The sequence below is a fragment of the Streptomyces sp. NPDC047515 genome (assembly GCF_040643055.1).
In the GTDB taxonomy this organism is placed as follows: Bacteria; Actinomycetota; Actinomycetes; order Streptomycetales; family Streptomycetaceae; genus Streptomyces.
Genome location: NZ_JBEYTM010000007.1, coordinates 204,311 through 217,498, shown reverse-complemented (window position 1 = coordinate 217,498; position 13,188 = coordinate 204,311). Strand labels below are relative to the sequence as shown.

Here is a 13,188-nt window from a genome sequence, read left to right as displayed (position 1 = left end):
ACCCGAGGGAGATATGAGCAACATGCCTGTGGTGTCGGGCGTTCCGACCGTGGTGGTGCCAGAATCCGTACGGTTCAAGGCCGCATGCCCGGACTGTCGCGAACGGTTCGAACTGGCCGCCGGTGCCATCCGTCTCGCCGTGGGCGCCAGCCGCCGGACGACGTTCTACTCGTTCACCTGCCCGGCGTGCGGCGCGGCCGTCCGCAAGCCCGCCGGGGAACGGATAGTCGAGCTCCTCACCGTCGGTGGGGTGCGGACGCTGCGTCTCCACACCAGCCTTTAGGTCGACCGGCGTGCCGGTCGACCTTGGAACTTCGGACACCTAGACACATTGAGGCTCTGCGCATGTTCTGGCCCATGCTCGCCATCGCCCTGGGGTTCTTCGGGATCGCCGTCCTCGGGGTGCTGGCCGTCAAGGTCTTCGTCGAGGCCCAGCGCCTGGGCAGTCAGGTGACCCGGACCACCCAGCGCATCAACCGGGCGGCCGAGGATCTCGAACGGGCTGCGACGGATTTTGCCGCCACGGGTGAAGCGCTTCGCTAAGGGCTGTCCCGCAATCCGTGGTGGATCAGCGTGCGACGTCAGGTGCGGTGCGTCGCAGACGGAGGATCGCCCTCGTGCCGGGCGCACGCGGGTGATGCGACAACGCGGCGAGGTGTCGTGCCGGGCGTCGCGAGCCCGGTGAACCTTCCCGGTCACAGCACTGGGGCCCATCGGTCTCACGTTCGTACGAGTCTGTGAGCTGGGCCGATGGATCGGCGCGGGCGCGACCTCCAGTTTCCCGGGTTCGGGGGGTACTCTGCTGAACGCGGCCCTGAGAGCGAGGCATGGGCCGTAATCGCAAGGATGCATGGGTATTGCCCTGCGTTTACTCCTGCGGGATACGATCGCTGACAGTACGACGATCGGACGCCGGTCCGACGTTCGGTCCGCCCCACCCCTGCTGCCTCGGTGAGAAGGTACACGCATATGTTCGGAAGGCTCGGCGCTCCCGAGATCATCCTGATCCTCGTCGTCATTGTTCTGCTGTTCGGCGCGAAGAAGCTTCCTGACATGGCTCGCTCGCTCGGAAAGTCGGCCCGCATCCTCAAGAGCGAGGCCAAGGCCATGAAGTCCGAGGGCAGCCCGTCGGCCACCCCGGCCGAGCCGGCGACCGACACCACCCAGGACCAGGCCGCCCCGCGCACCATCAAGGCGGCGCCGGGTGACGTGACCAGTTCGCGTCCGGTCGCAGAGCCGACCGACTCCACCAAGCGCTGACCAACGGGCCGACGCAGGCATCCCCTGATCGGTGACGGCCTGCTGCACGAGATGAGGACGTGGGTTGCTCAAGTCTGCCCGCAAGCAGGAGACGGACCCAGAGGGCCGCATGCCCCTGGTGGAGCACCTGCGTGAACTGCGTAACCGGCTGGCGAAGGGTCTGCTGGGGATCGTCGTAGTCACCATCGTGGCCGCGTTCTTCTACAGGGGGATCATCGAGCTCTTCACCGACCCGGTACTGAAATCGGTCGGTTGCGAGTCGAGCTTCGCCGAACTCGCCAAGAGGGAGGACGGTACGTGTGCGCGTATCGTCCTGAACGGTCTGCTCACCCCGTTCACCCTCGCACTCAAGGTCTCCTTGATGGCAGGCATCGTCCTTGCCTCGCCGGTCTGGCTCTACCAGCTGTGGGCCTTCGTCGCGCCGGGACTGCACAAGCACGAGAAGAAGTACTCGCTCGCCTTCGTCGGCGCCGGCTTCCCGCTCTTCCTCGCCGGCGGATTCTTCGCGTACAAGACCCTGCCCACGATGGCGCGGGTGCTCCTGGACTTCTCGCCGGGCGGCGTCGACAACCAGTTGCCGCTGGATGAACTGCTCGATCTGATCACGCGCATGGTGGTGGTCTTCGGGCTCTCCTTCGAGCTGCCGCTGCTGCTCGTCATGCTGAACTTCGGCGGGATCATCACCGGCAAGCGGATGCTCGGCTGGTGGCGGGGCATGATCATGGGCATCACGGTCTTCGCCGCGGTGGCCACCCCCAGCACCGACCCGATGACCATGCTGATGCTCGCCGGACCGATCTGGGTGCTCTACTTCGTGGCCACGGTGATCTCGCTCCTCAACGACCGCCGCAAGGCAGAGCTCGCGGCGGCGGGGCCCGCCGACGACGAGGCGTCGGAGCTGGACCTCACCCCCGAGGACATCGGTGAGATCGAACCGGTCCCGTCCAGCCGTTCGTTGCCCAACCAGGCGAACTCGGACCATGACCGGGTCAACGGTTACGACGACATCACCTGACCTTGTAGGGTCCCCGGGTGACCAGCGAGATCACCCTCTTCGTCAATCCCACCGCAGGCAGCGGCCGGGGCGCGCGCGCCGCGCAGCCGGCCGCTTCCGCGTTGCGGGACGCCGGATTCTCCGTACGCACGGTTCTCGGCGAGGACGCCGACGACGCGCTGCGACGGGCCCGCGAGGCCGTCGCCGGAGGGACCGGCGCGCTGATAGCGGTGGGCGGGGACGGCATGATGTCCCTCGCCCTGCAGGCCGTTGCCGGGACGACGACCCCGCTCGGAGTCGTCGCTGTGGGGACGGGTAACGACTTCGCCCGCGCGCTCGGGATGCCGATACGGGATCCCGCCGCTGCCGGACGGCTGGCCGCCCAGGCGCTCAAGGGCGGTGCCGTCCGCGAGGTCGACCTCGGCAGGGTCGGTGAGCGGTGGTTCGGCTCCGTGCTCGCCTCCGGCTTCGACTCCCGGGTCAACGACCGGGGCAACCGGATGCGCTGGGTCGGCGGACGGTTCAAGTACGACCTCGCGATCCTCGCCGAACTCGCCGCGTTCAAGCCCATCCCGTACGGCGTCAGGCTGGACGGCGGACCGGTCCGGGAGATCGAGGCCACGCTCATCGCCGTCGGCAACGGATCGACCTACGGCGGAGGCATGCGGATCTGTGCGGACGCCGCCATGGACGACGGCCTCTTCGACGTGACCGTCGTCGGGGACTGCAGCCGCACCACACTCCTCAAGGTCTTCCCCCGCGTCTACAAGGGGACGCACCTCGATCACCCCCAGGTCACCGTGCACCGGGTCACCTCGATCGAGCTCGCCGCGGCCGGTGTCACCGCGTACGCGGACGGTGAGCAACTCGGGGCGCTGCCGCTCACCGCGACCTGTGTACCGGGTGCGGTGAGAGTGCTGGCCCCGGGTTCTCCCGGCGGGATTTAAAGATCGCGTCACTGTCGGTGGTGGCGGGTAGGCTCGTAGGCAAGATGACAGAGGACCTCTCACCAGCTGAGCGATACCAGGCTTCTCGGATCCGCGCCGCCGAGCTGGCCACCGCACTCGCGCCCTTCCGCGAGCTGTACGAGTTCGATCTGGACCCCTACCAGATCGAGGCATGTGAGGCGCTGGAGGCCGGCAAGGGGGTGCTCGTCGCCGCCCCCACCGGCTCGGGCAAGACGATCGTCGGCGAATTCGCGGTGCATCTCGCCCTCGAACAGGGCCGCAAGTGTTTCTACACCACCCCCATCAAGGCTCTGTCCAACCAGAAGTTCACCGATCTGGTCAAGCGCTACGGACCGGACAAGGTCGGTCTGCTGACCGGGGACAACAGTGTCAACGGCGACGCCCCCGTGGTTGTGATGACCACCGAGGTGCTGCGGAACATGCTGTACGCGGGCTCGCAGGCGTTGCGTGGCCTGGGTTACGTGGTGATGGACGAGGTGCACTACCTCTCCGACCGCTTCCGGGGCGCCGTGTGGGAGGAAGTGATCATTCACCTCCCGGACTCCGTGACCCTGGTGTCACTGTCGGCGACCGTGTCCAATGCCGAGGAGTTCGGCGACTGGCTCGACACGGTCCGCGGTGACACCGAGGTCATCGTCTCCGAGCACCGCCCCGTGCCGCTCTGGCAGCACGTGCTCGCGGGCCGCCGGATGTACGACCTCTTCGAGGAGGAGACCGATCACGGCGGCCGGGGCACGGGGCGCCGTGAGGTCAACCCCGACCTCGTGCGGCTCGCCCGGATGGAGAACCAGCGGGGATACAACCCGCGGGAACGCCGGCGCGGCAAGATGGTCCGTGAGGCGGACCGTGAGCGCGAGCGGCGCCAGCGCAGCCGGATCTGGACCCCGGCCAGGCCCGAGGTCATCGACCGGCTGGACGCCGAGGGGCTGCTCCCCGCCATCACCTTCATCTTCAGCCGGGCCGGCTGCGAGGCCGCCGTGCAGCAGTGTCTGCACGCCGGACTGCGGCTCAACGACGAGGACAAGCGCCGCCTGGTCCGCGAGATAGTCGAGGAGCGGACCGCGTCCATCCCCGGCGAGGACCTCCACGTCCTGGGCTACTACGAATGGCTCGAGGGGCTGGAGCGGGGCATCGCCGCGCACCACGCGGGCATGCTGCCCACCTTCAAGGAAGTCGTCGAGGAACTGTTCGTACGAGGCCTCGTCAAGGCCGTCTTCGCGACGGAGACCCTCGCCCTCGGCATCAACATGCCCGCGCGCTCGGTCGTCCTGGAGAAGCTCGTCAAGTGGAACGGCGAGCAGCACGCCGACATCACTCCCGGCGAGTACACGCAGCTGACCGGCCGGGCCGGGCGGCGCGGCATCGACGTCGAAGGTCATGCGGTGGTGCTGTGGCAGCGCGGCATGGACCCGGGGGCGCTGGCCGGACTCGCGGGCACGCGCACGTACCCGCTGCGCTCCAGCTTCCGGCCTTCGTACAACATGGCCGTCAACCTGGTGCATCAGTTCGGGCGGCACCGTTCGCGCGAGCTGCTGGAGACCTCCTTCGCGCAGTTCCAGGCCGACCGGTCCGTGGTCGGGATCTCCCGGCAGGTCCAGCGGAACGAAGAGGGGCTGGAGGGGTACCGGGAGGGCATGACCTGCCACCTGGGTGACTTCGAGGAGTACGCGCGACTGCGTCGCGATCTCAAGGAGCGGGAGAACGAGCTCGCCAAGCAGGGCGCCTCGCAGCGGCGGGCCGCCGCCGCGGCGTCCCTGGAGAAGCTCAAGCCCGGCGATGTCATCCATGTGCCCACCGGAAAGTTCGCCGGACTGGCACTGGTCCTGGACCCGGGGCTGTCCGCGGGCCGCACCAACGGGCACGGGCACCGCGGGCTTGAATACCACGACGGACCACGGCCGTTGGTGCTGACCTCGGAGCGTCAGGTCAAGCGGCTCGCCTCCATCGACTTCCCCGTTCCGGTGGCGGCCCTGGAACGGATGCGGGTGCCGAAGTCGTTCAATCCGCGCTCACCGCAGTCACGTCGCGATCTGGCCTCCGCGCTGCGAACCAAGGCCGGGCACATCGTGCCCGAGCGGCACCGCAAGGAGCGCTCCGCCGCGGCCGACGACCGTGAGATCGCCCGCTACCGGGCGGAGTTGCGCGCACACCCCTGTCACGGCTGCGACGAGCGTGAGGACCACGCGCGCTGGGCCGAGCGCTACCACCGGCTGCAGCGCGACACCAGGCAGCTGGAGCGGCGGATCGAAGGGCGGACGAACACCATCGCCCGCACCTTCGACCGGATCGTCGCGCTGCTCACCGAGCTCGACTACCTGCGCGGCAATGAGGTCACCGAGCACGGGCGGCGGCTCGCGCGGCTCTACGGCGAGCTGGATCTGCTGGCGAGCGAGTGCCTGCGGGCCGGGGTGTGGGAGGGCCTGAACCCCGCCGAACTCGCTGCGTGCGTCTCGGCGTTGGTGTACGAGGCACGGCAGGCCGACGACGCGGTCGCGCCCAAGCTGCCGTCCGGGCCCGCGAAGACGGCGTTGGGCGAGATGGTCCGGATCTGGGGTCGGCTCGATGCCCTGGAGGAGGAATTCAAGATCAACCAGGCGGAGGGGGTCGGGCAACGCGAACCCGATCTGGGGTTCGCCTGGGCCGTCTACATGTGGGCGTCGGGACGGACGCTGGACGAGGTGTTGGGCGAGGCTGACATGCCCGCCGGGGACTTCGTGCGGTGGTGCAAGCAAGTGATCGACGTGCTGGGGCAGATCGCGGCCGCGGCCCCGCGCGAGGGGAGTTCCGTGGGGCGGAGCGCGCGCAAGGCGGTGGATGAGGTGTTGCGGGGGGTCGTGGCCTACAGCTCCGTGGGGTGAGGCCCCACAGGGCTGCGGCGTTGCGGGGCGTGGCCGCCCGGTCAGAGGCCGCCCGACAGGCTCTCAGCCGTGGGTGAGCCTGCGGCGGGCCGGCCCGTCCCCGCCGGGCGAGAGAGGGCCGAAAGGCGCCGGGCGGGGACGGGCTTCGCCGGGCCGCCCGGCACCACCGGTACTACGCTGCTGTACGGGCCGCGTCCCGCTTCGCCACTTCCTCGCGGACGATCGGGATGACATGCCGCCCGAAGTCGATGGCGTCGTCCAGCAGGTCGTAGCCGCGGGCGGACAGGATCTCCACGCCCAGGTCGTAGTAGTCGAGCAGCGCCTGCGCGACCGTCTCCGGGGTGCCCACCAAGGCCGTCGAATTGCCGGCCCCACCGGTTTCCGCCGCGGTCGGCGTCCACAGCGCCCGGTCGTGGCGCTCCCCCTCGGCGGCCACCGCCAGAAGCCGTCGGGAGCCGGCGTTCTCCGGGCTGTTCAACGGGTGGCGGCGGCTCAACGGCGCGCCGGCCTTGCGGGCCTTGATCCGTGCCAGCGTTCGGTGGGCCTTCTCCCAGGCCAGTTCCTCGGTCGGGGCGATGATCGGCCGGAAGGCGACCTGGATCTTCGGTACGTTCGTGCGGCCCGCCGCCTGTGCCGCCGCCTTCACCGACGCGATCTGCTCCGCGGTCCGGGCCAGCGGCTCGCCCCACAGGCAGTAGATGCCGGCTTCCGCGCCCCCGGCCGCGTACGCCGCCGGTGAGGAACCCCCGAACGAGACACGCGGATGCGGCTGCTGCACGGGGAAGGTGTCGCTCACGAAGTCGTTGAAGCGGTAGTGCGCGCCCTCATGGTCGAAGGGTTCGTGCGAGGTCCATGCCTTCTTGATGATCTGGATGGCCTCACGGGTGCGCGCGTACCGCTCGTCCTTGGTGAGGAAGTCGCCCTCGCGCTGCTGCTCGTGGTCGTTGCCACCGGTGATGAAGTGCACGGCGAGACGACCGTCGCTGATCCGGTCCAGGGTCGCGAAGGTCTTGGCCGCGAACGTCGGGTACGAGACGTTGGGACGGTGCGCGACCAGGATCTGGAGCTTCTCGGTGCGCGCCGCGACGTAGGCCGCGGCCGGGGATGGATCGGGGGAGCCGGACCCGTAGGCGAACAGCACCCGGTCCCAGCCGTGGTCCTCGTGCGCGCGGGCCAGTTCGAGCGTGTACTCCTTGTCGAAGGACGCCCCGGAGCGGGCTGTCACCTCGGAACCTTCGTTGGTTGCTGCGATGCCGAGAAACTCGACGGGCATGGCGAAGCCTCATCTCGTGCTGCGGGAAACCGGTCGTGTGAAGTGCTGACGTCGGAGCCGTCAGGAACAACACGAGGCGGACCACACTCGACCGAAGTCGATGTGGTCACGGGTGACCAGCCGCAGCTGAGGGCGCATCTGCCCAGTGGAACAGGCGTGTTGGTGCCACGTCAACCGATTCCGGTGTCCACGACCCGGGCACGCCCGCCGGAGCTCGGGGGATCGCGGGTGTCAGGGCCCGGCGGCCGGTGGCGCGGACGGCTCGACGGGGTGCGTGGACAGGCCCGCGCGACAGGCCAGTTGGAGCGCGAGGCGGACATCCGGCTCGTTCAGATCGGCGCCCGTGAGCTGGACGATCTTGCGGATGCGGGCGCCCACCGCGTTCCGGTGCAGATGCAGGGCCTGTGCCGCACGGGCGGGCGAGTTGTTGTGGTCCAGGTACCCCTGGAGCGTGCGCAGCAGTGGCTCGGCCCGCTCCGGACCCAACGCCAGGACCGGGGCGAGGAGTTCGGCCACCGCCTCGCGCGCCGTGTCCGAGGCGTACCACTCCAGCAGCATGCGGTCGAGGCCCACCGCGTCATGGGCGGCCACCGCGGGCCCCGCGTCACGCGGTACGACCGCGCGGGCCTCACGGGCGGAGGTGCGGATGCCCAGCGGGCCCCGGTGCGGTGAGCCCACACCGCATCTCAACCCGGCCTCCGGACGCAGTCCGGCCAGCCGGTCCACCACACGCCGGGCACGGGCCAAAGTGGCGTGCCGCCCGTCCGCCCCCGGATCGGCGGGCCAGGTGCTCAGCAGGACGAGGGCGTCGTCGACCAGGGCGGCGTTCCACTGAACGGTGTCCGGGGGCGGGGAAGCGGGCGTGCCGGGAGGCGTCCCAGGCTGGTCCCAGGTCCGCAGCAGGGTCAGCGCCTGGGACATCACCGCGTCCAGGGCCTTCGGCCGGTCCGTCGCGTCGAGGCCGCCCGCCTCCACCCGCAGCGCGATGTGCCAGCCGTCCACGGGCAGCGCGAGCGCCCGCCCCCGCGCGGCCAAACGGGCGGCCTGGTCCTGCGGCGCCACGAGCAGCTCGGCCAGCAGCCGGCCGCGGGAGCGCACGGGGACGTCGCCGTGGCCGCCGCCCGCCGCAGCGAGGGCCGCCAGCGCGAGGACGGAGCGCACCGCCGCTCCCGCGTGACCGGGGCGGGCCGGGGCCGCGAGCCGGATCTCGCCGTCCGGGCCCGCAGCGGCGGCACCCTCCTCGCCCGGACCCGCCGTCCGCAGCTCCACCGGTACGCCGAGGGCGCGGGCCGCCGCCGCGGCCACCCGGTCCGGGTCACCCGCGACGGTCGTCACCTCCCGCGCCGCTGCGGCGACCCGGGCCAGCGCGTCGGCCGCGGACCCGGCCACCGCCCGCTCCACGGCCACCACGAGCGCGGCGAGATCCCCGTCCGTGTACAGCACCGCGACGCGGCCCCGCTCGGCGAGCGCCCGCGCCGTGGCCGTCACCTCGGCGGGCAGCCCGTGGGGTGCCTGCGTCACGCCGGTCAGGACCAGCGCGGCGGCCCCGGCCGCCGCAGCGTCCCGCACCGCCACATCCAGCAGATGCCCCGGCACCGGCGTCAGCAGCACGGCGATCGTCCCGGTGGGCATGGCGGCGAGCCGGTCCGGGCGCGGCTCCAGACGTACCCCTGTGACGTCCACCGCGTCGAGCGGGCCCACCAGCGGGCGGACCTCGTCCAGTCCGGGGGAGGAGAGGAGTTCCAGGATGCTCGGCATGCGTCCAGTGTGCCCGAAGCACATCGACCCGCTCAATCATGGGTCAATGGCCCATTCGGGGCGCGTTCCGTCTCCCTAGGCTGGATTCATGAACGTGGACGCCGGAGCACTCGCCGACTTCGCGCGGGGCTGTGCCGTCCTGGGATCAGGGGGCGGCGGACCCGCCGATGTGACCCTTCCCGTCGCCGGACAGGCGATCGAGGAGTGCGGTCCGGTGTCCGTCGTCGACCCGGCCACACTGCCCGCGGACGCGCTCGTCATGCCCGTCGGGCTCGTGGGTTCGCCCGCGGTCGCCGCCGAGCGGCTCGGCGGCCGGGACGAGCCGGCACGCCTGCGTGCCCGCTTCGAGGCGCTGCACGGTGCGCCGGTGACCGCGGTGATGAGCAGCGAGATCGGCGGCCTCAACGGCTGTGTGGCCGTCGCCTGGGCGGCCCGGCTGGGCCTGCCGCTGCTCGACGCCGACTCGATGGGGCGCGCCTTTCCCCGCATGGACCAGAACGTCCTGGAACTCGCCGGGCTGCGCCCGGGACCGGCCGTCCTCGCCGACGAACACGGCCACACCGTCGTCGTCGACGAGGTGGACGGCGCGCACCTCGAACAGTTCGCCCGCGCCGCCGTCGTCGCCTTCGGCGGGCGTGCCGCCTCCACCGACTATCCCCTCACAGCCGGGCAGGCGGCCCGGTACGCCGTCGCCGGATCGGTCACGCGCGCACTCGCCCTCGGCCGCGGTGAGGGGCCCGCACCGCTGCTCACCGGCAAGGTCTCCTCGGTCCGCAGATACGCCACCGAGGACGCCGACGGTGACGACGCGACGGGCGTCCTGCTGGAGGGCGCGGGCCCGGACGCGGGACGGCTGGTGCTCGTCGAGGCCCGCAGTGAATTCGTCGCGGCCCTGGAGGACGGCACGCCGCTCGCCATCGTGCCGGACGTGATCGCGCTGGTCGACGTAACGACGGGCTGGGCCGTCCCGGTCGAGGAGGTCCGCTACGGTCTGCGCGTCCATCTCGTCACGATGTCCTCCGCCCCGGCCTGGTACACGCCGAACGGCCTGCGCCTGGCAGGTCCGTCCGCCTTCGGCCTCGCAGGCCTCGCAGGCCTCGGAGCCGACGGCGGGTCCGGCGGTTCTCCAGGACCCCGTGGACGTGTGCGGGACGGCTCTTCGAGCACCGACGGCCGCCCCTCGCGGGGAGGTACCCCGTGATCCTCGGAGTGGATGTCGGACCCACCAACACCGATGCCGTCCTCCTCGACGGCGACCGGGCGGTACGGGCCGTCAAGGTGCCCTCGATCCCCGGTGACGCCGTCGGGTCGCTCGCCGCCGCCGTCGGTGCGCTGCCCGCCGAACCGCGCCGCCGGGCCACCCAGCTCGCGGTGGGTCTGCGGGTCGCCGCCCGTGCGGTGCGGGAGCAGGACGGACTGGCCCGGGTCGGAGTGCTGCGCGTCGGGGGCTCTGCGGCCGACGCCGTGCGGCCGTTGTTCGGCTGGCCCGAGGCGCTGCGCGACGCCGTGTGCGCCGGCACCGCGAACGTCGCGGGCGGCGGGGGCCTCGCACCGCGTGACACCACACCGCTCGACCGGGACGCCGTCGCCCGGTTCGGCGCCGCACTCGCGGGCCGCGCCCAGGCCTTCGCCGTCACCGCCGTGTTCTCGCCCGTCGACGGCAGTCAGGAGCGGGAAGCCGCAGAGATCCTGCGTGCCGAGACGGGCCCGGACACGACCGTTCTGCTCTCCAGCGACGTCGGCACCCTCGACCTGCTGGCCCGCGAGAACGCCACGGTCCTCGACGCGGCGCTGTCCGTGCTCGTGGCGCGGGTCGCCGACGAACTGACCGCCACCCTCCCGGGCCTCGGCCTCGCCCCCGGTGCCGCTGTCCTCGTCACCCGCAGCGACGGCACGCTGATGAGCCTGGAGTATCTGCGCCGCCAGCCCGGACTCAGCCTGGGCAGCGGTCCGGCCTGCACCATCCGCGGCGCCGGACTCCTGGCCGGACTCCGCGACGCCGTGGTCGCCGACATCGGTGAACTCCGCGCCCGGGTCGGCGCCCTGACCGGCGGCTACCCGCAGGAAGCCGGTCCCGGCGAGCGCATCGGCGGCGTCCCGGTCACTCTGCGCTTCCCCGACCTGATCACCGTGGGCGCCGACGCACACCGCGAACTGGCCGAGGCGGCCGACCGGATGCGCCCCTCGGCCGGCCTCCTCCCGCTGATCCTGGTCGGTGGCGGGGCGGGCGGCGTGCCAGGCCGCGTCCTCACCGGATTCGACGTCGTACGCCCCGAACACGGCGGCGTCGCCGGGGCGTTCGGCGCGGCGGCCAGCCCGGTCGGCGGGCAGTACGACCGGATCGTCCGCCGGGGACCCGGCCGCCGCCTCGACGCCGTGCGCGACGAGGTGCGGGACCTGGCCCGCGCCGGTGCCGTACGGGCCGGGGCCGATCCCCGGCGCGTGCACACCCACGCGGAGCCGGACCTGCCGGTGCCCTATCTGCCGGGTGCGGTGCTCCTTCGCGCACGAGCCGCAGGACCGCCACTCCCGCTCTGAACCCCGCTCCCCACTCCCCGCTTTCTCCCGCTCGGAGCAGCCCGGTGCCGTGCTGCTGCGCCCTCCTGCCCGCCCCGCCCACCCAAGGACTGTCCCCATGACCCAGCAGTTCGATGTGCATCCACAGCCATCCGCGCACCAGCAGCCGGAGCGACAGGAGTCGCAGGCGGACGACGACTACCCGCTGGAGCGGGTGCCGCGCGCGGCCCGCTACTCCTGGTTCAACGTCGCCGTGCAGCGTTTCGGCCAGCTCTCCGACCTGACCCAGTTCCTGCTGGGCGCCGCGCTCGGCGCCGGGCTCTCCTTCTGGGGCGCGTTCTGGGCGTTCACGCTCGGCTCGGTGATCCTGGAGATCGTCTGCATCTTCGTCGGCATCGCCGGTATGCGGGAGGGCCTGTCCACCTCGATGCTGGTCCGCTGGACCGGCTTCGGACGTTACGGCTCCACCCTCATCGGACTCGTCATCGCGGTCAGCCTCTTCGGCTGGTTCGGTGTGCAGACGGCCGTGTTCGCGGCCGGACTGCACTCCATCGTCCCCGCGCTGCCCGTCTGGGCGTGGTGCCTGATCTGCGGACTCGGGGTCACCGCGCTCGTGCTGCGCGGCTTCCGCGCCATGGGCTGGACCGCGTTCGTCACCGTCCCCGCCTTCCTGGGCCTGGCGGGCTGGGCGATGATGGTCGAGTTCTCCCGGCACAACATCGGCGATCTGGTGGCGTCCGCGCCGTTCGGCGCCCACATGTCCATCGCCACCGGCGCGACGATAGTCGCCGGCTCGTACATCGTCGGTGCCGTCACCACCCCCGACATGACCCGCTTCAACCGCAACACCGGCGATGTCGTCAAGCAGACCGTCGTGGGCATCAGCCTCGGCGAGTACGTCCTGGGCCTCGGCGGTGTGCTGCTCGCCTACGCGGTGAAGTCCTCCGACCTGATCGCCATCATCACGTCCTCCTCCGGCGTCATCGGCGTCATCGTCCTGGTCTCCGCCACCGTGAAGATCAACAACTGGAATCTGTACTCGTCCTCGCTCGGTCTGATCGGCGCCGTCGAGGCGCTCTTCAAGGTCCGGCTGAACCGGGTCGGTACGACCGTCATGATCGGTGTGCTCGGCAGCCTCGCCGCCGCGGCCGGAATCCTGGATCGCTTCACCGACTTCCTGACGGTGCTCGGCGTCCTCACCCCGCCGGTCGCCGGGATCATGGTCGCCGAGTACTTCGTGGTGAAGAAGTGGCGCCCGCAACTCGACGCGTCCCGCTCCCTCGGACGGCTGCCCGAGACGGAACCCGGCTGGGTTCCGGCCACGATCGTCCTGTGGGCCGCCGCGTCCCTGTTCGGCTGGCTCGGGGACCACTACCAGTGGTGGGGGATCCCGGCGCTCAACTCCCTGCTGCTGGCCGGGCTCGGCTATGTCGTCCTCGGCAAGCTCGGCCTGGTGCGTGGCGCCCGGGAACTGCCGTTCGACCAGCCCGCACGCCCTGCCGCGGCGATCGAGGCGGAGGCGGGCACGGCCTGGTCGTCGAAGGCCACCGCCTGACCCGT

At 71.4% G+C, this 13,188-nt stretch carries 11 protein-coding genes; 9 read left to right on the top strand and 2 right to left on the bottom strand.

The features are described from left to right. Window positions 1–13 precede the first annotated feature (13 nt). The 6 genes from ABZ826_RS08780 to ABZ826_RS08755 all read left to right on the top strand — a co-directional run bounded on the left by ABZ826_RS08780 (window position 14) and on the right by ABZ826_RS08755 (window position 6,080). Entirely contained in the window at window positions 14–283 is a 270-nt protein-coding gene (locus ABZ826_RS08780) for a hypothetical protein (protein ID WP_361444330.1), read from the top strand. A gap of 62 nt (window positions 284–345) precedes the next feature. Then, window positions 346–543 (top strand): hypothetical protein, encoded by a 198-nt coding sequence (locus ABZ826_RS08775; protein ID WP_361444327.1) that lies wholly within the window; start codon window positions 346–348, stop codon window positions 541–543. Window positions 544–969: 426 nt separating this feature from the next. Next, a complete protein-coding gene (gene tatA / locus ABZ826_RS08770) occupies window positions 970–1,260 on the top strand; it encodes a Sec-independent protein translocase subunit TatA (RefSeq protein ID WP_361444324.1) in 291 nt (96 codons plus the stop codon). Between the two features lie 64 nt (window positions 1,261–1,324). Then, window positions 1,325–2,275 (top strand): twin-arginine translocase subunit TatC, encoded by a 951-nt coding sequence (tatC, locus tag ABZ826_RS08765; protein WP_361444321.1) that lies wholly within the window; start codon window positions 1,325–1,327, stop codon window positions 2,273–2,275. 17 nt (window positions 2,276–2,292) lie between these two features. Beyond that, window positions 2,293–3,201, top strand: coding sequence for a diacylglycerol kinase (locus ABZ826_RS08760; RefSeq protein WP_361444318.1), 909 nt, complete (start codon window positions 2,293–2,295; stop codon window positions 3,199–3,201). 44 nt (window positions 3,202–3,245) lie between these two features. Next, on the top strand, window positions 3,246–6,080 hold the full coding sequence (locus ABZ826_RS08755; protein ID WP_361444315.1) for a DEAD/DEAH box helicase: 2,835 nt from the start codon (window positions 3,246–3,248) through the stop codon (window positions 6,078–6,080). Window positions 6,081–6,252: 172 nt separating this feature from the next. Here ABZ826_RS08755 and ABZ826_RS08750 read toward each other — a convergent pair whose 3' ends face one another. Both ABZ826_RS08750 and ABZ826_RS08745 read right to left on the bottom strand, forming a co-directional pair. Beyond that, window positions 6,253–7,353, bottom strand: coding sequence for an LLM class flavin-dependent oxidoreductase (locus ABZ826_RS08750; RefSeq protein WP_361444312.1), 1,101 nt, complete (start codon window positions 7,351–7,353; stop codon window positions 6,253–6,255). Between the two features lie 231 nt (window positions 7,354–7,584). After that, complete coding sequence (locus tag ABZ826_RS08745) at window positions 7,585–9,111, bottom strand: helix-turn-helix domain-containing protein (protein WP_361444309.1); 1,527 nt, start codon at window positions 9,109–9,111, stop codon at window positions 7,585–7,587. An 88-nt stretch (window positions 9,112–9,199) separates the two neighbouring features. Between ABZ826_RS08745 and ABZ826_RS08740 the strand changes: the two genes are divergently transcribed. The 3 genes from ABZ826_RS08740 to ABZ826_RS08730 all read left to right on the top strand — a co-directional run bounded on the left by ABZ826_RS08740 (window position 9,200) and on the right by ABZ826_RS08730 (window position 13,183). Then, window positions 9,200–10,312 carry a DUF917 domain-containing protein gene (locus ABZ826_RS08740; RefSeq protein ID WP_361444306.1) on the top strand — a complete coding sequence of 371 codons (1,113 nt, stop codon included), beginning with the start codon at window positions 9,200–9,202 and terminating at the stop codon, window positions 10,310–10,312. Beyond that, a complete protein-coding gene (locus ABZ826_RS08735) occupies window positions 10,309–11,649 on the top strand; it encodes a hydantoinase/oxoprolinase N-terminal domain-containing protein (protein WP_361444303.1) in 1,341 nt (446 codons plus the stop codon). Before ABZ826_RS08740 ends, ABZ826_RS08735 begins: the two co-directional genes overlap by 4 nt. Before the next feature lie 97 nt (window positions 11,650–11,746). Then, a complete protein-coding gene (locus ABZ826_RS08730; RefSeq protein WP_361444300.1) occupies window positions 11,747–13,183 on the top strand; it encodes a cytosine permease in 1,437 nt (478 codons plus the stop codon). The last annotated feature ends 5 nt before the right edge of the window (window positions 13,184–13,188 follow it).

Bases quoted from the DNA above. Each gene is read 5' to 3' on its own strand.
- ABZ826_RS08740 (WP_361444306.1), top strand. From the start codon at position 9,200: ATGAACGTGGACGCCGGAGCACTCGCCGACTTCGCGCGGGGCTGTGCC.
- ABZ826_RS08745 (WP_361444309.1), bottom strand. From the start codon at position 9,111: ATGCCGAGCATCCTGGAACTCCTCTCCTCCCCCGGACTGGACGAGGTC.
- ABZ826_RS08730 (WP_361444300.1), top strand. From the start codon at position 11,747: ATGACCCAGCAGTTCGATGTGCATCCACAGCCATCCGCGCACCAGCAG.
- ABZ826_RS08750 (WP_361444312.1), bottom strand. From the start codon at position 7,353: ATGCCCGTCGAGTTTCTCGGCATCGCAGCAACCAACGAAGGTTCCGAG.
- ABZ826_RS08780 (WP_361444330.1), top strand. From the start codon at position 14: ATGAGCAACATGCCTGTGGTGTCGGGCGTTCCGACCGTGGTGGTGCCA.
- ABZ826_RS08775 (WP_361444327.1), top strand. From the start codon at position 346: ATGTTCTGGCCCATGCTCGCCATCGCCCTGGGGTTCTTCGGGATCGCC.
- tatA (WP_361444324.1), top strand. From the start codon at position 970: ATGTTCGGAAGGCTCGGCGCTCCCGAGATCATCCTGATCCTCGTCGTC.
- ABZ826_RS08755 (WP_361444315.1), top strand. From the start codon at position 3,246: ATGACAGAGGACCTCTCACCAGCTGAGCGATACCAGGCTTCTCGGATC.